This window comes from Amycolatopsis oliviviridis, from assembly GCF_014654365.1.
GTDB lineage: Bacteria > Actinomycetota > Actinomycetes > Mycobacteriales > Pseudonocardiaceae > Amycolatopsis > Amycolatopsis oliviviridis.
Genome location: NZ_BNAY01000011.1, coordinates 183,588 through 200,642 on the forward strand (window position 1 = coordinate 183,588; position 17,055 = coordinate 200,642).

Consider the following 17,055-nt stretch of genomic DNA (forward strand, 5'->3'; position numbering starts at 1 on the left):
CAAGATCATGACGGACACCAAGCCCCGCCGCCGCACCGCCGCCCGAGCCGCCGCGCTCGCCCTCCCGCTGGCCCTCGGCCTGCTGGGTGGCGCCGTGACGCCCGCCCAGGCCGCCACCGCCACGTCCGCGCCGGCACCGCTGTCCTGCCAGGGCAAGACCATCGACGCGAAGGCCCCGATCCACTACCGGACCGAGACCCTGATCAACGCTCCCCTGAGCAAGATCTGGCGCCTGCAGACCGACGTCGAAAGCTGGCCGTCCTGGCAGGAGCCGGTGCAGAGCAGCAAACGCCTGGACCGGGGCCCACTCCGGAAGAACTCGCGGTTCCGCTGGACCACCCCGGTGCCCGCCACGGCCACGACCCCCGCCACCACGCTGTCGATCACCTCGACGGTCCACCAGATCCAGCGCGGCGAGTGCCTCCGCTGGAGCGGGCCCGCGATCGGCGAGGGCCTCCGCATCGACAACGGGATCCACGTCTGGAACTTCACCGAGGTCAAGGGTGGCGTGCTCGTCCGCACCGAGGAGAACTGGTCCGGCGCCCAGGTCGAAGCCGACGTGCCCACCTCGACGCAGTTCCTCGGCATGGGCCTCGAAGCCTGGCTGAAGGACCTCAAAACCACCGCCGAAGCCCACTGCTGACCGAAAAACCCAGAAAACCAGGAGGAAGCGATGTCCGCTCAGACGCTCGCCCGCCTTTGGCGCTCTGGGCGATCGGACCCGAACGCGCGCCCCGCATCCAGAGGACTAAACGCGGGGCGTGCCGTCGGTGAACGAGGGGATCACGCCGTAGGAGGCCTTCCGCGAAGCGCGGCGCAACGTCGCGAGCACGGCCGGTCCCAGCACCAGGATCGCCACCGCGTTCGTGATCGCGCGCCCCGTGTCCCACCCCGCCGTCGAGGTGAGCAGCGTGAAGACGGCGAACCGGTGCAGGTTCTCCAGCAGCGGCGCGCCGGGGACGTAGGAGATGTGCCCGTCGTGGTACGGGACTTCGGCGTCGGTGATGAACGGCCAGAACCACAGGTTCATCAGGAACCCGAAGACGTACGCGACGAAGACCCCGTAGCCCACCAGCATCGCGATCTCGGCCTTGCCGGTGACACGGCGCGGCAGCAGTCCCGCGCCCATCCCGATCCACGCCGAGCACATCATCTGGAACGGCAGCCACGGTCCCACCCCGGCGGTCAGCAGCGCCGAAGCGAACAGCGACGTACAGCCCAGCACGAAACCGAAGCCGGGCCCGAGCACGCGGCCCGCCAGCACCAGCAGGAAGAACACGGTCTCGATCCCCGCGGTCCCCGCGCCGAGCGGGCGCAGCGCGGCGTTCACCGCCGAGAGCACGCCGAGCATCGCGAGGGCCTTGGAATCCATGCCCCCTTCGGACATCTCGGCCAGCACGATGACGATCAGGATCGGCAGGATCCCGATGAACACGAACGGCGCGTCCGGGCCGTGCTGCATCGACTGCGGTTCGACCCGGACCAGGAGCGGCCAGACGAACATCATCAGTCCCGCGAGCGACGCGAGACCGAGCACCGTCGCCGAACGCGGGCCCAGCCGGACCGCGGGGGCCGTGCTCACGGGACCTCCTGCGGCAGCGCCGAGCGGACCTCGTCGACGGTGAGCCACGGCTCCCCGAGGATCTTCGCGACCTGGGTGGCGAACGCCGGGGAGCCGCCGAGCACCTCGCCGGTCGGGCCGTCCGAAACGACCTCCCCCTCCGCCATCACGAGGACGCGGTGCGCGATCGTCGCGACGAATTCGACGTCGTGGGTGGCCACGACGACCGCCCTGCCCTCTGCGGTCAGCGACGCGATCATCTGCGCCAGCGCGGTCTTCGCGGTGTAGTCGAGGCCGCGGGTCGGTTCGTCCAGCAGCATGATCCGCGGAGCGGCCGACAACTGCACCGCGAGCACGAGCGCGAGCCGCTGGCCCTCCGACAGATCGCGCGGATGCGACTCGGGATCGATACCCGGGGCGAGCCTGTCGAGCAGGCCGCGGCTGTGGCCCGGCTCCGCGCCCGATTCCGCGTCGGCCGCCTCGCATTCGGCGGCGACGGTCTGCAGGTACAGCAGGTCGCTCGCGGTCTGCGGCACCATGCCGACGAGTTTCCGCGCCGCGGCGCTGCTCAGCGCCTTCGGATCCCTGCCCTCGACGGTGACCTTGCCGCCGTGGCGGGGGCCGGACCCCTGCACCGCCCACAGCAGCGACGACTTGCCGGAACCGTTGCGCCCCATCATCGCCAGCACCTCGCCGGCGCGCAGGGTCAGATCGACCTCCCGCACCGCGACCTTCGGCCCGTACCGCACGACGACGCCGGACGCGGTCAGCAGTTCCTCGCCCGCGGTCGTGTCCCGCGCGGGCGGGGTTCCCAGAGTCAGCGAAGAGGAGCGGCGCCGGGCGTCGCGGACGGTCATCGGCAGCGGATCCCAGCCTGCCAACCGTCCCAAGTGGACGATCGGCGGCGCGATGGGCATGTCCTTCAAGACTTCCGGCGGGGTTCCGTCGACCACTCCCCCGGTGCCCGGGACGTGGATCATGCGGTCCGCGAACGGGATCACCCGTTCCATCCGGTGCTCGGCCATCAGGACGGTCGTGCCGAGGTCCTCCACCAGCCGGGCCAGCGTCGCCAGCACTTCCTCGGCGGCGGTCGGGTCCAGCGCCGACGTCGGCTCGTCCAGCACCAGCACCTTGGGATGCGTCGTCAGCACCGAGCCGATCGCCACCCGTTGCTGCTGCCCGCCGGACAGCGTCCGCAACGCGCGCCTGCGCAGTTCCGCGATACCGAGGAGGTCCAGGGTCTCTTCCACCCGGCGGCGCATCACCTGCGGACTCAGGCCGAGTTGCTCCATGCCGTACGCGAGTTCGTCCTCGACGGTGTCGGTGACGAAACCCGCGAGCGGGTCCTGGCCGACGACGCCGACCAGGTGCGCGAACTCGCGCGGCGGCCGGGAGCGCGTCGTGACGCCGTCGACGGAGACCGTCCCTTCGAGGTGGCCGCCGGTGAAATGCGGGACGAGACCGTTGATCGTGCCGAGCAGCGTCGACTTGCCCGCACCGGTCTGGCCCGCGAACAACACCAGCTCGCCTTCGCCGATCGACAGCGTCACGTCGGACAAGACGGGCTCGGAGCGGCCGTGGTAGGTGAAGGAAACGTGGTCGAGTTCGATCATGCGTGTGCTTCTTCTTCGAGTGCGGCGTACGGGGGCTCGGGCACCGGGGTCAGGAAAGCGGGCAGCACGCCGATCAGCACCCCGAGCAACGGACCCCACGAGAGCGACGGCCAGGACAGGGTGATCAGCGACGGGTTCATGTTCATCGGGTTCACCTCCGACGTCACGAACAGGATGGCCGCGACGGCGATCCCGCTCACGGCGACGACGAGCTCCGGCAGATGCCAGCGATCGGGCCGGTACCGGGTGCGCTGGACCCGTTTGCCCGCCGACCAGAACCCGACCAGTCCGATCACCAGCCCCACGGAAAGCACCGGTGCGGCGAGATAGCGCGGCGTCGAACCGTCCAAAGTGGCGTAAACACCGACGCACACCCCGATCAGGCCGACGATCATCAGCGTTCCCGTGATCAGCCGGGTCCGCGCTTCGACCAGCCCCGCGCGACCGTAACCCCGTGAGTCCATCGACGCGGCCAGCTGCAGCGAGCGGGAAAGCGCGTCCTCCAGCACCGGGATGAGCACGGTGTGGAGTGCTTTCACCTTCTTCTTGCCCGAGCCGCCGCGCAGCTTGCGGGCGCGCCGGACCCGCAGCACGCTCTCGGCCAGCTGCGGGAACACCGACAGCGCGACGATCACCGCGGTCCCCACCTCGTACAACGCCGGCGGCATCGCCTTGAGCAGCCGTTTCGGGTTCGCCAGCGCGTTGGCCGCGCCGAGGCAGATCACCATCGTCGCCAGCCGCATCCCATCGTAAAGCCCGCCCAGCAACGACTCGGCGGACACGTCGCCGAACAGCCGGATGCCCGCAGCCCATTCCGGCAGCGGGATCTCGGGCAGCCGCAAGATGATCGTCGAGCCCTCGGCGCCGCCGAACACGACTCGGAAGAACACGCGGATCACGACGATGAACGCGCCGAGGTACAGGTAGAGCCGGAACGCCAGCGCCCAGGGCGCCTCGCTGCGCCGGGCCACGACGACGTAACCCGCGACCGCCACGATGGTCAGCAGCAGCCACGGGTTCGTCGTGCGGGTCGCCGCGACGGCGAGCCCCAGCGCCCACACCCACCAGGCGGCCGGATGCAGGTCGCGCGGCAGGAAGTAGGACGTCATCAAGCTCCTTGTGCGCGTTTGCGTCTGCGTGCCACGAAGAATCCTGCCACGCACAACGCCAGTACCGCGGCACCGGCGGCCCAGGGCGCCCAGTCACTGGCACCGGACTCGCGGTCGATCACCGCGTTGACGTCCTCGGCGTTCTCGCCACCGGTGAACGCGACGTTCAGAGACGGGTCCTGCGCCTTCGGCCTCGCGGACGCGCTCGGACGCGGCTTGGGCGGCGGCAGCGCTCCGGAACTCGGGCCCGCGACCGGCGCTTCGCCGGGGGCGGCCTCTTCCGTCGCCTGAGGACCGTCGCCGCTCTGCTGTCCGCTGCCCGCCTGCGGCCTCTGCTGCTGCTCACCGGGATCGTTGGTAACGGGCTTGGCTTCCTCGCGCGGCACGCACGGGACGTTCTCGGTGCCCGGCCGCACCGCGGAGACCCGCGGCACCGGGTTGGTCTGGGCGGTCGCGTTCAGGGAGAACGACCAGCCCTCGAATCCGCCGGGGATGAAGTCGCGGTTCTTGACGCCCCACTGGCTGTAGTCCCACGCGCAGTTGTTCGAGGCGTGCCAATAGGACCAATAGGCCTGCGCCGGAGGCGTGTCGACACACAGCTCTCGGTACTTCTCGCGACCGGCGATCGGGATGTTCTCGGCCGCCGATGGGCGGTTCTCGACCCGGCAGATGAAGCCTTCGCCCCAGCGCTGCGCACCGGCGATCTGGAAACCGGCGCCTTTGAGCGCGTCCAGCCCGGTGCCGCGCGTGGACTGGGGGTTGCAGCGCACGATGGTCGTGCCGCCGAGCTGCTGGAAGTCGACGACGACGGTGACCCCGGTGGCGTCCTTGCAGAACCCGGGATAGCCCTTGCTCTGGTCGACCGCGTGCGCGGACGGCGCCGTGGCGGCGATCAGGAAGATCGCCGCCACCACTCCGAAGAGCCTTTTCACGGGATGGCCGGGTTCCTCGGCGTGACACCGGGAACCGGGTTGGTCGTCGCCGACTTGTTCAGCGAGAACGACCAGCCTTCGAAACCGCCGGGAACGACGTTGCGGTTGAGCGCGCCGTAGTTGCTGTAGGTCCAGGTGGTCCCGGAACCGTCGGCGTGCCAGTAACCCCAGTACGCGCCGGCGGGCGGCGTGTTGACGCACGGCTCCTTGTAGCTCGGGTTGCTGGACAGCGGGATGGTCTCCGTCGCGGCCGGGCGGCCTTCCAGGCGGCAGACGAAACCGAGGCCCCAGCGGGCGGTTCCGGCGACCGCGATCCCCGCGTCCTGCAACGCCTTGATACCCGTGCGGGCGGTGCCCGGGCTCGCGTTGGGCGAGCAGCGGGTGATCCTCGGCGCGGCGGTCCCGCCGTTGCCGTCCAGCTCCTGGAAGTCGACGACGACGGTGGTGCCGGTGAGCGCGTCGCTCCCGGTGCAGATCCCGTCGTAGCCCTTGGTGGGATCGACCGCGTTCGCGGGTGCGGCGGAAAGCCCGATCAGTCCGATGAGGACGGTCGTGACGGTGAGCAGTTTTCTCATGGTGTAGCCCCCTTTGTCTTGATGAACCGGCGAAGCAGGAAAACGAGCACGAGCGCGGCGGCCAGCAGGAGCCCGGCAAGGCCGGCGAGTCCCCAGACCAGCCACGGGGGCTGGGCCGACTGGGCGGCGGCCGCTTGCAGCTGTGTCCCGGAGAAGGCGTCGGCGACGTTCGTCTCCGAGAGCGGCAGCCGGATCGCGGGCGACAGCGGCGAATCCGCGGCGGTGAGCCAAGACCGGCCGGCGACCCCTTGCGCGGCGGCCAGGCTCGTCGCGAAGTCGGTCTTCCCATCGCTGGCCGCGATCGACCCCTTGGCGAAACCGCCGTCGGCCTGGAGCAGTTTGCCCAGCGACCGCGCGGTTCCGCTCGCGTCGAGGCCGGCGATCTGCCGCGCGGCGGCGACGGCGGCGCTGAGCGTGACGTCCGGCTCGCCCGCCTCACCGGTCACCATGCCCTCGCCGGTCGGCCGGACGCCGAGCGCGCCCACCGCCGAGACGAACGCCGACACGCGCCGCTCGGTCCAGCCGTCGGGCCGTTTGGTCGACGGCGCGGCGCCGGTGTGCGGACGGGCGGCCAGCGCGGTGACCGCGGCCGCCGTCGCGCCGAGGTCGCCGGAGCCGCACTGCGCGGTGTCGAGATGCTTCGGGAAGGTCCCGTCGGCGCATTGGCGCGAAAGGAGCAGTTCGACCGCGGGGCCGGGATCGGCGGCGGTGGCGAGCACCGCCCACGCGTGCCGCTCGACGGTCTCGTCGGCGTCGGCGAAGGACCCGACGTCGGTGAACTTGCCGTCCGCGCCACGCAGCTTCACCAGATCGGCGCGCAACTGCCCGGCGACGTCCGACTTGGCGAACTCGGCGACGAGCACGAGTTTCGCGAGCGGTTCGGCGTAAGAGGCCCCGCCCTGCTCGTACGGCGCGCCGTGGGCGTAGGCCTGAACGGCTTCCGGTGTCAGGAGGAACTTCGACGCGCGGACGACCGTGTCCGGCTGTTCGTCCAGCGCCCGCAGGGCCAGCACCAGATCGGCGGTGGCGTCGTAGTCGACGTAGGTCTTGCCGTCCTCGGTGACCTCGACGTGGTCGCCGCCGACGAGCCGGTTCGTCAGGTACGCGCCCAGCCTGGAGGCCGCGGGGGCAGTGCCTTCGATCGCGACCGGTGTGGCGATCGCGGTCGGCGGCGGGACCCGGGCACCGGTCGACGCCCTCGGGGTGACGGTCTTCTTGGGCTTCGGCGTGACGGTCTTCGGTGCGGGGGCCTTCGGCGCGGGCTTGTCCGGCTCCGGCTTGGCCGCGGGCGGGGTGCTCGTGACGGTGACCGTGCTCGGCGCGGGCGGGCTGGTCGACTGCGACGAGGACGGTGCCGGCGTAACCGAGGTCGTCGTGGTCGTGGTCGTGGTGGTCGTCGTCGTTGTGGTGGTCGTGGTGGTGGTGCTCGGCACCGGTTCGCTCGAAGTCGAGGTCGGCGTGCTGGTGGGCGAACCCGTTTCGGACGAGGACGAAGTCGTCGTGGGAGTCGTCGGCGTTTCCGAGACGCTGCTGGTCGGCGGCTGCCCACCGCCCTTCGCGAGCGAAGAGAAGCCGATCTGCGACAACCCGAGCGAAGCCTGGGCGCTCGCGCGGATCCAGGTGTCGAGGCCACTGATCCCCGAGGCGCGCGCGGCTTCGTAGGAGGCGGGGTTGTAGGCGATCGCGCCGAGATCTCCCGCGAGCTTGTTCCCGGAGTCCGCCGCGGCGTTGGCCTGCGCGGATTTGAGGTACCGCACGCCCTTGTCCACCGCCGCTTCCGCGCCACCCGCCTCGGCGAGCCCCTGGACGATCAGGCCGGTGCTGTTGGTGTTCGGCGCTTCGGTGCCGACGCCACCGCCCCAGCCGCCGCCCGCGGTCTGGTTCGCCTTGATCCACGCGACGGCCTTGGCGATCGGGGTGTCGAGCCCGGCCGCGCCCGCCTTCTTGGCGGCCAGCATCGCCGAGAGCGCGATGCCGGTGGCGTCGCCGTCGGTCGGCGAGAGGTCGAGCGGTTTGCCCTCGTCGCAGGTCGAGACCTTGTGCCCGTCCGGGGTGACGTGGTCGCCGGTCTCCTTCGTCGGGATGTAGGCGAACATGACGCGGAAGTAGCCCTCGGAACACTGCTGGGTCAGCAGCTTGTCGATGGCGAGCTGGTCGTTCTCGCCCGCCGCGGCGAGCCCGATCACGCCGAGCGCCTGGCCGAACATGTTGGCGTTGTTGATCACGTCGCCGGTGACGTCGGGCTTCTTCGTGTAGTCGCTGATCCGGCCCTTGTCGGGACCGCCGCGCATGATCGCGTTCTTGGTCTCGGCGACCAGGTCGTAACCGTCGAAGTTCCGCGGATTCCGGCCGGAGACCTCGGCGGCGACGAGGGTCTTGGCCATGGCCCCGCCGACGATGACGTTGTCGAACCCGGCGCCGGGTATGAACCCGTCCCAGGTGAAGTAGTCGGTGGCGTGGCCCTGGTCGTCGAGGAACTTGACGATCGGCTCGGCCTTCGCGCCGTCGCCCGACGCGTACATCGAGAACAGGACGTCGATCATCAGGCCGTGGTCCGGCAGCGAGCCGCCGTTGGGATTCTCGAGGGTGCCGTCCGGCTGCAGCTTCGTCGCGAGCCAGCGGGAGTTCGACTTCGCCGCGTCAGGATCGTTCGCTGCCGTCGCCGTTCCGGTGAGCAGCGCGGCGACCACGCCGACGCTGACGGCGAACGCCGTTGCGGCCAGGTACCCGCGGCGCATGACTCCTCCTTGCGGCATGGCGGAGGACAGGCGCGGGACGCCGCAGTCACCCCTGTTTATCGCGACAGTGGTTTGGACTTCTGGTGGTTCATCCGCCCGTTCGGTATCCCGGCTCGCCCCTGGTGAAGGGCCCACGGTTGCGCGACAGCGCCGGATTTCGACCGGCTTCCCCGTCACGGGCGGCGGTATTCGATTGTCGAGCCCGCCGAGGTTAACACCCGATTACCTCCGGCAGGCACCGCTGAGCAGGTCGGTTGCCAGGATCACAGCGTTCCTCGCGCCCGGCGGTACCCCGGCGCTTGACCGGGATGAGAGTCTTCGGGTCGTCCGATTCAGCGCGGCGCGGGGGAAGTCCGGTGAGAGTCCGGCGCTGTCCCGCAACGGTATGCCCTCCAGGCGAGCCCGGTCACCCACGTCGCGCGGTGTCACCGACTCCTGTCGAGGAAATGCGGGAAAGGGTTCTCATGAGACGTTTGGTCCTCGCTGTCGCCGTGCTGTGCGGCATCGGTCTGGTCGCCGCCCCGGCGGCGAACGCCGCCACCCCGAACAAGGCGGACGCCGCCGCGGGCTGGCTCGCCAGGCAGATGACCGACGGGGAAAGGTTCGAGGCCGACTTCGGCGGCCAGAAGTTCCCTGACCAGGGCTTGACGATCGACGCGATCTTCGCGTTCGCCGCCGCCGGGGTGTCGGACACGAACGCGGGCAAGGCGATCGCCTGGCTGGCGAAGCCGGAGATCACCACCGGCTACGTCGGCAGCGGTACCGAGGCTTACGCGGGCGCGCACGCCAAACTGCTGCTCGCCGCGCAGATCCGGGGCAAGAACCCGGCGTCGTTCGGCGGCGTCGACCTGAAGGCGGGGCTGCTCTCGCTGCTCACGCCGTCCGGCCGGTTCTCCGACCGCTCCGAATACGGCGACTACTCCAACGCCTTCTCGCAGTCGCTCGCGCTGCTGGCGCTGGACCGCACTCCGGCGGGCGCGCCCGCGTCGGCCGTGACGTTCCTGGCGGGCACCCAGTGCGCGGACGGCGGTTTCCCGCTGAACTTCGGCGAAGCCACCTGCACCAGCGACGTCGACTCGACCGCGATGGTCGTGCAGGCCCTGCGCGCCACCGGTGACGCGGTGAACGCCAAGGAAGGCACCTCCTGGCTGGTCACCAAGCAGCACGCGAACGGCGGCTTCGGCGTCGGCGCGAACGCGCCGAACTCCAACAGCACCGGACTCGCCGCCGAAGCGCTGGCCGGTCACCGTCCCGCCGCCGCGGTCAAGGCGCGGGACTTCCTGCGGTCGCTGCAGACCGGCTGCACCGGCGCCGAGGCGGACCGCGGCGCGATCGCCTACGACGCCACCGGCCTGAACCCGGCGACCGCCCCGCGCGCGACCGCGCAGGCGATCCTCGGCCTGGCCAGGGTTCCGCTGAGCGACCTGCACGGCGGCGGCCGTCCGGCGGCCCCGGTGCTCGCCTGCCCGTGACGTGACCTCGTGAGTGGTAAGTGCCGTTCTAACGGCACTTACCACTCACGACCCACCCGACCCACTGGCTACCGGCGCTTGCCCGGCTGCTGTACATGAAGGCCCCCTTGCTTGCGCCTGGCTCCGTGAAGGACCCCTTCATGTACTTGGGCCTAGCGTGAAGGGCCCCTTCACGGACAGCCGGTGAGCGTGACGGCTTCAGGCGCGGAGCGGCTCGACGGTCTTCGCCAGGACGTCCAGCTGCGCCAAGGTCTCCGCCTCGGGCAGCGTCGGCAGGATGAGGGAGACCTCGTCGACCCCGGCGCCGGCGAGACCGCGCAGCAGGTCCGGATCGGCCGGAGCACCGAACACGCTGATCCGGACGTCCTCGCGGCCCTGGTCGGCGAGCCAGGACCGGACGCGGCGCAATTCCTCCGGCGGCGTCACGGAATGCGGCAGCCAGCCGTCGGCGTGCTCGGCGAGCCGTTTGAGCCCGGCCGGGCCCTGACCGGCGACGTAGATCGGCGGATGCGGTTTCCGCACCGGCTTCGGCCACGAGTAGACCGGGTCGAAGTCGACGTGCTTGCCGTGGAACTCCGCCTCGTCCTGGGTCCAGATCGCCTTGAGCGCCTGGAGTTGCTCGGTCAGCAGCGCGCCCCGCGTCCGCGGGTCGACGCCGTGGTTGCGCATCTCCTCGATGTTCCAGCCCGCCCCGACGCCGAAGATCACCCGCCCGTCGGAGAGCAGGTCGAGGCTGGCGATCTCCTTGGCCGTGTAGAACAGATCGCGCTGGATCATCAGGGCGACCGCGGTGCCGAGCCGGAGGTTCGAGGTGACCGTCGCGGCGGCGGCCAGCGCCACGAACGGGTCGAGATTGCGGAGAGCGCCTCGCGGCAGCTCACCACCGGGGTACGGGCTCTCCCGGCTGACCGGGATATGGGAGTGTTCGGGGAGGTAGAGGGAGTCGAAGCCCTTCTCCTCCAAGGCGGCGGCCAGCACGTGCGGCCGGATTCCCTCGTCGGTCACTGCGGTCGCGATACCGAAGTCCATGTTCAGCACGACTCCTGCAGGCGACCGGGTATTCCCGTTGTCGGTGATTCACCGCCGCGCGGATCCGGTCGGCCGCGGAACAGCCGACCGGATCACCCCCAGTCCAGGCCCTCGGCTAGCTTCCCCTGTCGCCGATCTCGCGTCTGATCTCCTGCTCCGCCCTTCGATCCGTGTCCACGGCCAGCCGTTGCGCCCGTAACGACGCTTCACGGCGGACGGCTTCGACATCCAGCAGCCCCATGCGTTCGCTCCTCCCTTTCCGCCGTGAATCGTGGGGCCCGGCGCTGTGTGGAACTCTGGTAAGAAACCTTGAAGCCGCAGGGCCGGGTCGTCGAGCGAGGACGGGGAGGGTCGCGATGACGGTGGAGTTCCGCCTGTCGCAGGGGCTGGAAGTGCTCGTCGGCGGGCAGGCGGTACCGACCGGATTCGCCCGCCAGCGGGCGGTGCTGGTGGCGTTGCTGGCCGACCTCGGCACCCCGGTGCCGGTCGACGAACTCGTCGAGCGAGTGTGGGGCGAGCACCTTCCGAAACAGCCCCGGGAGGCGCTCTACGGCTACGTGTCCCGCTTGCGCGGTGTGCTCGCGCCCTGTCCGGAGGCGACCATCGGCAAGCACGCCGCCGGGTACGTGCTGAACGCGGATCCGATGACGGTGGACCTGTACCGGTTCGAGCACACCGTCGAGGCGGCGCGGAACTGCGACGAGGACGCTCGTGCCCTGGAGCTGTACACGACCGCGCTGCGGGCGTGGCGTGGCGAACCGGTTCCGGTCGTGGACACGCCCTGGATGGGCGCCCTCCGAGACCGTCTGCGGCAACAGTTCAAGACGGCGGAGCTGGACAGCCAGGAGATCGCCCTGCGGCTGGGCAGGCACACGGAACTGCTGCCCGCGCTGATCAGACAGGCGAGAGAGTTCCCGTTGGACGAACGAGTGGCCGGGCAGTACATGCTCGCCCTCTACCGCAGCGGCAGGCAGGCCGACGCCCTGGAGCACTACCGGCAGGTCCGGCTCCGGCTGGCCGACGAGCTGGGCGCCGATCCCGGTTCGTCCTTGCAGGAACTGCATCTCCGGATCCTGTCCGCCGCGCCCGAACTCGACACGTCCGGGCAGCCGGCCTCGGTGTCCGCCCAGGTGGTTCCGCGTCAGCTGCCCGCGGAGCCCCGGGGTTTCCTCGGCCGGGCGCACGAACTCGCCGCGCTGAGCGGGATGCCGGATCACCTCGCGGAGGACGGTCCGGAGGGGGCGGTCCGCGTGCTGTCGGGCGGCGGGGGCGTCGGGAAGACTTGGCTGGCCCTGCGGTGGGCGCACGACCACCTCGCCGAGTTCCCGGACGGCCAGCTCTTCGTGAACCTCCGCGGGTTCGACCCGGCCGCGGAGCCCGTGTCCCCGGATTCGGCACTCCACGGATTCCTGACGGCGCTCGGTGTCGCGCCCGCCGCCATCCCCCAAGACGCCGACGCCCGGGCTGCGCTCTACCGGAGCCTGAGCGCCGACCGGCGCCTTCTCGTCGTACTCGACAACGCGCGCGAAACCGCGCAGGTGCTCCCGCTGCTGCCCGGCGGTCGATCCAGCACCGTGCTGATCACCAGCCGCCATCGGCTGAACGGCCTGCTGGCCACCCACACCGCGCAGCCGCTGCCGCTGGGCGTTCTCGGCACCTCCGAGGCGCGCGGGATTCTCGCCCGGCATCTCGGCGCGTCCTCGCTGGACGCCGACCCGCGAGCCACCGAGGCGCTGCTGCGCCACTGCGCCGGCCTCCCCTTGGCGCTGGCCATCGTCGCCAGCCGGGCCGCGGCTCATCCCGGGTTCCCGCTCGCCGGGTTCGCCGACGAACTCCGCGCCGACGCCGAGTCGCTGGACACTCTCGACACCGGCGAGCTGTCCTGGAACCTGCGCGCGGTGTTCTCGGCCTCGTACGGGGTGCTCGACGTCCAGGCCGCGACGATGTTCCGGTGGCTCAGCCTCGCGCCCGGCGCCGACATCACGCTCCCCGCCGCCGCGGCGCTCTGCCGATCGACGCGCTCGGCCGCCCGGACGGTGCTCACCGCTCTCGAAATGGCGAGCCTGATCGAGCAACACCGTCCCGGCCGCTACCGCATGCACGACCTCACCCGTGCCTACGCGGCCGAACTCACCAAGGCCCACGACACCGAAGCCGACCGGCGGGACGCGCTGGCCCGCCTGTTCGGCCACTACTGCCATGTGGCGTCGGTCGCCGCGGACCTGTTCACGCCGGAGGAACGTGAACGACGTCCGCCGATCCCACCCGTCTCCGGGCCCCCGGTGACGTTGCCGGACGGGGACGCCGCGCGCGCTTGGCTGGAGGCCGAACGCGACAATCTCCTCGCGTCCGCGCGTCACGCCGCCGCCTTCGGCCCCGCGACCGTCGTCACCCATTTGTCCGCCACGCTGTTCCGGTACCTGGACAACTGCGGCCATTACCAGGACGCGCTGACGTTGCACACGGCCGCGCGCGACGCGGTCGACCCGGCCGTCGTCGCCCACGCCCACGCGCTCTGCTCGCTCGGATACGCCCTCGTCCGGCTCGGCCGCTATGACGAAGCGCTCCACGAACTTCGTCAGGCCCTCGGCCATCCCCGGGCCGATCCGCTCGTGGACTACGCGGCGAACACCAACATCGCGTTCGTTCACGACGACCGCGGCGACCGGGAAACGGCGCTCACCTATTACGCACGCGCGCTCGACGCCAGCCGCACCCCGGGATATCGGTCCACGTATGGAATCGCGCTCAACAACCTGGGCGACTGCTACCGCAAACTCGGCCGCCACGAAGAGGCCATCGACCATCTACGGCGCAGCATCACGATCGCGGAGGAATTCGACTCCGCGGGGCTCGGCGGCGTGGCCCTGGGCAGCCTCGGCGACCTGCAACGGGCACAGGACGACCACTCCGGGGCGCGTGCCAGCTACCGCCGCGCGCTGGAACTGGCACGCATCTGCGGAAACCCCGGCCTCGAAGTCGAGCTGCTCAACAGACTGGCTTCCGCGACCGTGACCCCGAGGGAGGGCCTCGAACAGTTCCAGCGGGCGCTGAGCCTCGCCCGTGAAATCGGCTTCACCGTGGAAGAGGCTCACGCCCACCACGGCCTGGCCCGGCTGCATCACACCCTCGGCGACCTCACCGCCAGCCGGAACCACGCCCACGAGGCGCTCCGCCTCTACACCGCGCTGAAAAGCTCCGGCACGGACGCCGTCGGCGCGCTCATCCGCGATCACCTGTCCGCGGCCGAAGACTAGGTCACCACGCAGGCAGCACGCGGCCCCGCACCTCACCGAACCCGATCCGGGCACCGTCCGCGCCGGGCGCGGTCCCGGTGATCACGACCTCGTCGCCGTCCAGCAGGAAGGTGCGCTCCTCGCCCTTGACCGTGAGCGGTTCCTTTCCGCCCCAGGACAATTCGAGGAACGCGCCGCGCTGGTTCTTCTCCGGTCCGGAGATCGTGCCGGAGCCGTACAGGTCTCCCGTGCGCGAAGACGCGCCGTTGACCGTCAGATGCGCCAGCATCTGGGCGGGCGACCAGTACATCTCGCGGAACGGCGGGCGGCTGACCTCCTCGCCGTTCCATTCGACGACCAGATCGATGTCGAGGCCCCACGGCGAGCTTTCCCGCAGGTACGGCAGCGGCTGCGGATCGAGCTGGCCGGGCAGCGGGATCCGCGCGGCCTCCAGCGCCAGGATCGGGACCACCCAAGGGGAGATCGAGGTCGCGAAGCTCTTGCCGAGGTGCGGGCCCAGCGGCACGTATTCCCACGCCTGGATGTCGCGGGCCGACCAGTCGTTGAGCAGGACCGCGCCGAAAACGTGGCGGGGGAAGGCGTCCGGGGTGATCGGCGTGTTCAGCGGGGTCCCGGTGCCGACGACGAACCCCAGCTCCGCTTCGATGTCCAGCCGCACGCTCGGCCCGAACGCCGGCGCCGCGTCGGCCGGGGACTTGCGCTGACCACTCGGGCGCACGATGTCCGTACCGGAGACCAGGACCGTGCCCGACCGTCCGTGGTAGCCGACCGGGAGGTGCTTCCAGTTGGGCAGCAACGGTTCCGCGTCCGGGCGGAACAGCCTGCCGACGTTCGAGGCGTGGTGTTCGGAGGCGTAGAAGTCGACGTAGTCCGCGACCTCGATCGGCAGGTGCGTGGTCACCCTCGCGACGGGATGGACCGCGCCGTCGGGGACCTCACCGGTGACCAGGTCACGGATCCGCGCCCGGACCTCCACCCAGCGGTCGTATCCCTGCGCCATGAACGGATTCAGCGACGGCGCGGCGAAGACGTCGTCACCGAGCGCCGCGGCCAGGTCGAGGACGGAGTCCCCGACCCGCACGCCGACACGCGGGGAATCCCCGTCGACGGAGAACACGCCGTACGGCAGGTTTTCGATCCCGAACAGCGAGCCTGCGGGGATGTCGATCGTGGTCATGCCTCTCCTCGGGGCGCCTCGAGCAGGCCGAGTCCGGCCAGTTCGGTCAGGGGGTCGGTGATGCTGCAGGTGCCGAACGACGTGAAGCCCGCGCGGACCGCGGCGGCGCGCTCCGGTCCCAGCGCCCGCAGCCGTCCGGCGAGGACGGCGCCGTCCCGTTCGGCGAGAACGGCTTCGGCGTCGCCACCGGTCAAGACTGCGTCGGTGGCGAGCATCAGGTTCAGGAAGCCGTGCTGTTCGAAGCCGGTGTCAGGGTCGGTGTTGCGGAGCGCGTGGTGCAGCCCGGCGGTGGCCTTGAACGGGACACCGGCCTCGACGGCGGCCCGGACCGCGGCCGCGAGCTCGGCCTCGTCCGGGTACAGGTCGGCCCGGACGCCACCGGTGCGGAACTTCGCGCGGTGCCCGGTGCCGGACAGGGCGGTCAGCAGCGGGACACGCCGTTCGTCCCGCGGGATCTCGACGAAAACCGGTGCGGTGACACCGGAAAGCGCGGCGAGCAGCTCGTCCGGTCCCATCCCGTCGGGTACGGCGATCTCGAGCGCGTCGAGTTTCACCGGCAGCTCGGCGACGGCTTCGAGCACGCCGTCGAGCTGAGCGGGTCCGCCGGGCAGGGTCACCGCGACCGGCAGCGGGACTTCCCGGTCGCCCAGGACCTCGGCGAGCTCGCCGAGCGCGGTGGCGGCGACCACCAGCGGTCCGACGAGGCCGGCGTACCAGGCGGAGACGTGCTCGTCGTGCGCCGTGACGGCGGCAGGCAGCGGGGCCAGACCCGGCGGGAACACCGCGGCGTCGTCGCACAGCCCGGCGAAGAGCGCGGGAATCCGTCCAACGTCCACCATGGTCTCCTCCTCGCCGATTTAGTTCATACTTTGACTATCCATCGGGCAGCGTAGTCCGGTCTTCCGGGGGACGGGAAGACCTACTTGCGGCTCCGGGTGCCGAACTCGGCGCGGCTCGTGATGAGCTTGCCCAGAAGCATCACGAGGATGCGCTGTTCGGTCTCGGTCAGCGCGTTCGTCCAGCCGAATTCGCGTTCGTTGTGCTCGCGGAAGACCGAGACCATCTCCTCGTGCCCCGCCTCGGTCAGCGACAGCTGCACCGAACGGCCGTCCCGCTCGTCCGGCACCCGGTGGAGCATTCCCTCCGCGACCTGCGTCTTGACCAGGTTGGACACCGCCGCCCGGCTCATCCCGGTCAGCCGGGCCGCGCTCGTCGGTTCGAGCGGTCCGGCGAGCCAGACCACGAACAGCAGCCGGAACGCCGACCACGACCGGCCACGCGGCCGGTGCACCGCGGCTTCGAGGTCGTAGGTCACCAGGTCCGAGGCGCGGTTGAGGGTCAGCAGCACCTCGGTCGCCAGCTGGTGCCGGAAGCCGTACTCCTGCGCGAGCCGCCGGTTCGCCAGCGCCACGAACGACCAGAAGTCCCGTCCGGCCGCGTCCACGTCTTCCATCGCCGAACACTAACCCGGCGTCTCGAAAATGGTCAAAGTCGAAACTAGTTTGTGCTCTTGGAGATTCATCTATCAGAACAGTGAAACCTTGGAGGTTCCTCCATGGCGAGCACGGCGCCGGCACCGGTTTGCTGAAGGC

At 70.7% G+C, this 17,055-nt stretch carries 14 protein-coding genes and 2 riboswitches; of the genes, 3 read left to right on the top strand and 11 right to left on the bottom strand.

The window, feature by feature from the left end; genetic code table 11:
• The first annotated feature begins 7 nt into the window (after positions 1-7).
• The gene (locus IE302_RS36870; protein WP_191259085.1) at positions 8-643 is read left to right on the top strand and encodes an SRPBCC family protein; all 636 of its coding nucleotides are present in this window, start codon (positions 8-10) and stop codon (positions 641-643) included.
• 105 nt (positions 644-748) lie between these two features.
• Here the strand turns inward: IE302_RS36870 and IE302_RS36875 are convergent, their stop codons facing one another.
• Genes IE302_RS36875 through IE302_RS36900 form a run of 6 tightly spaced genes read right to left on the bottom strand, consistent with a single transcriptional unit; the run spans position 749 to position 8,528 of the window.
• Positions 749-1,582 carry an ECF transporter S component family protein gene (locus IE302_RS36875; protein ID WP_191259086.1) on the bottom strand — a complete coding sequence of 278 codons (834 nt, stop codon included), beginning with the start codon at positions 1,580-1,582 and terminating at the stop codon, positions 749-751.
• Positions 1,579-3,174 (bottom strand): ABC transporter ATP-binding protein, encoded by a 1,596-nt coding sequence (locus IE302_RS36880; RefSeq protein WP_191259087.1) that lies wholly within the window; start codon positions 3,172-3,174, stop codon positions 1,579-1,581. The genes IE302_RS36875 and IE302_RS36880 overlap by 4 nt, the downstream gene beginning before the upstream one ends.
• Positions 3,171-4,283 carry an energy-coupling factor transporter transmembrane component T gene (locus IE302_RS36885; RefSeq protein ID WP_191259088.1) on the bottom strand — a complete coding sequence of 371 codons (1,113 nt, stop codon included), beginning with the start codon at positions 4,281-4,283 and terminating at the stop codon, positions 3,171-3,173. The genes IE302_RS36880 and IE302_RS36885 overlap by 4 nt, the downstream gene beginning before the upstream one ends.
• Entirely contained in the window at positions 4,283-5,215 is a 933-nt protein-coding gene (locus tag IE302_RS36890) for an ABC transporter substrate-binding protein (protein WP_191259089.1), read from the bottom strand. The genes IE302_RS36885 and IE302_RS36890 overlap by 1 nt, the downstream gene beginning before the upstream one ends.
• Entirely contained in the window at positions 5,212-5,790 is a 579-nt protein-coding gene (locus IE302_RS36895) for a flagellar hook-length control protein FliK (protein WP_191259090.1), read from the bottom strand. The genes IE302_RS36890 and IE302_RS36895 overlap by 4 nt, the downstream gene beginning before the upstream one ends.
• Positions 5,787-8,528, bottom strand: coding sequence for a hypothetical protein (locus IE302_RS36900; protein WP_191259091.1), 2,742 nt, complete (start codon positions 8,526-8,528; stop codon positions 5,787-5,789). The genes IE302_RS36895 and IE302_RS36900 overlap by 4 nt, the downstream gene beginning before the upstream one ends.
• An 80-nt stretch (positions 8,529-8,608) precedes the next feature.
• A riboswitch (cobalamin riboswitch) is annotated at positions 8,609-8,724 on the bottom strand.
• Positions 8,725-8,834: 110 nt separating this feature from the next.
• Positions 8,835-8,960, top strand: a riboswitch (cobalamin riboswitch).
• Positions 8,961-8,992: 32 nt separating this feature from the next.
• Between IE302_RS36900 and IE302_RS36905 the strand changes: the two genes are divergently transcribed.
• Positions 8,993-10,000: a prenyltransferase/squalene oxidase repeat-containing protein gene (locus IE302_RS36905; protein ID WP_229908172.1), complete on the top strand. Its 1,008-nt coding sequence runs from the start codon at positions 8,993-8,995 to the stop codon at positions 9,998-10,000.
• A gap of 198 nt (positions 10,001-10,198) precedes the next feature.
• Here the strand turns inward: IE302_RS36905 and IE302_RS36910 are convergent, their stop codons facing one another.
• Both IE302_RS36910 and IE302_RS43125 read right to left on the bottom strand, forming a co-directional pair.
• Positions 10,199-11,029, bottom strand: a complete 831-nt coding sequence (locus IE302_RS36910) for an LLM class F420-dependent oxidoreductase (protein ID WP_191259092.1) — start codon at positions 11,027-11,029, stop codon at positions 10,199-10,201.
• Between the two features lie 115 nt (positions 11,030-11,144).
• Positions 11,145-11,270 (bottom strand): hypothetical protein, encoded by a 126-nt coding sequence (locus IE302_RS43125; protein WP_268246795.1) that lies wholly within the window; start codon positions 11,268-11,270, stop codon positions 11,145-11,147.
• Between the two features lie 115 nt (positions 11,271-11,385).
• On the opposite strand from IE302_RS43125, the gene IE302_RS36915 reads away from it, so the two are divergent.
• A complete protein-coding gene (locus IE302_RS36915) occupies positions 11,386-14,286 on the top strand; it encodes an AfsR/SARP family transcriptional regulator (RefSeq protein WP_191259093.1) in 2,901 nt (966 codons plus the stop codon).
• Between the two features lies 1 nt (position 14,287).
• Here IE302_RS36915 and fahA read toward each other — a convergent pair whose 3' ends face one another.
• From fahA to IE302_RS36930, 3 genes are all read right to left on the bottom strand, one after another.
• On the bottom strand, positions 14,288-15,463 hold the full coding sequence (gene fahA, locus IE302_RS36920) for a fumarylacetoacetase (RefSeq protein WP_191259094.1): 1,176 nt from the start codon (positions 15,461-15,463) through the stop codon (positions 14,288-14,290).
• A complete protein-coding gene (locus IE302_RS36925) occupies positions 15,460-16,302 on the bottom strand; it encodes a hypothetical protein (RefSeq protein WP_191259095.1) in 843 nt (280 codons plus the stop codon). The genes fahA and IE302_RS36925 overlap by 4 nt, the downstream gene beginning before the upstream one ends.
• An 80-nt stretch (positions 16,303-16,382) precedes the next feature.
• Complete coding sequence (locus tag IE302_RS36930) at positions 16,383-16,916, bottom strand: MarR family winged helix-turn-helix transcriptional regulator (RefSeq protein ID WP_191259096.1); 534 nt, start codon at positions 16,914-16,916, stop codon at positions 16,383-16,385.
• Positions 16,917-17,055: the final 139 nt, after the last annotated feature.

Coding starts and splice junctions, on each gene's coding strand:
- IE302_RS36885 (WP_191259088.1), bottom strand. CDS start 4,283: ATGACGTCCTACTTCCTGCCGCGCGACCTGCATCCGGCCGCCTGGTGG.
- IE302_RS36900 (WP_191259091.1), bottom strand. CDS start 8,528: ATGCGCCGCGGGTACCTGGCCGCAACGGCGTTCGCCGTCAGCGTCGGC.
- IE302_RS43125 (WP_268246795.1), bottom strand. CDS start 11,270: ATGGGGCTGCTGGATGTCGAAGCCGTCCGCCGTGAAGCGTCGTTACGG.
- IE302_RS36930 (WP_191259096.1), bottom strand. CDS start 16,916: ATGGAAGACGTGGACGCGGCCGGACGGGACTTCTGGTCGTTCGTGGCG.
- fahA (WP_191259094.1), bottom strand. CDS start 15,463: ATGACCACGATCGACATCCCCGCAGGCTCGCTGTTCGGGATCGAAAAC.
- IE302_RS36895 (WP_191259090.1), bottom strand. CDS start 5,790: ATGAGAAAACTGCTCACCGTCACGACCGTCCTCATCGGACTGATCGGG.
- IE302_RS36915 (WP_191259093.1), top strand. CDS start 11,386: ATGACGGTGGAGTTCCGCCTGTCGCAGGGGCTGGAAGTGCTCGTCGGC.
- IE302_RS36905 (WP_229908172.1), top strand. CDS start 8,993: ATGAGACGTTTGGTCCTCGCTGTCGCCGTGCTGTGCGGCATCGGTCTG.
- IE302_RS36880 (WP_191259087.1), bottom strand. CDS start 3,174: ATGATCGAACTCGACCACGTTTCCTTCACCTACCACGGCCGCTCCGAG.
- IE302_RS36925 (WP_191259095.1), bottom strand. CDS start 16,302: ATGGTGGACGTTGGACGGATTCCCGCGCTCTTCGCCGGGCTGTGCGAC.
- IE302_RS36870 (WP_191259085.1), top strand. CDS start 8: ATGACGGACACCAAGCCCCGCCGCCGCACCGCCGCCCGAGCCGCCGCG.
- IE302_RS36910 (WP_191259092.1), bottom strand. CDS start 11,029: ATGGACTTCGGTATCGCGACCGCAGTGACCGACGAGGGAATCCGGCCG.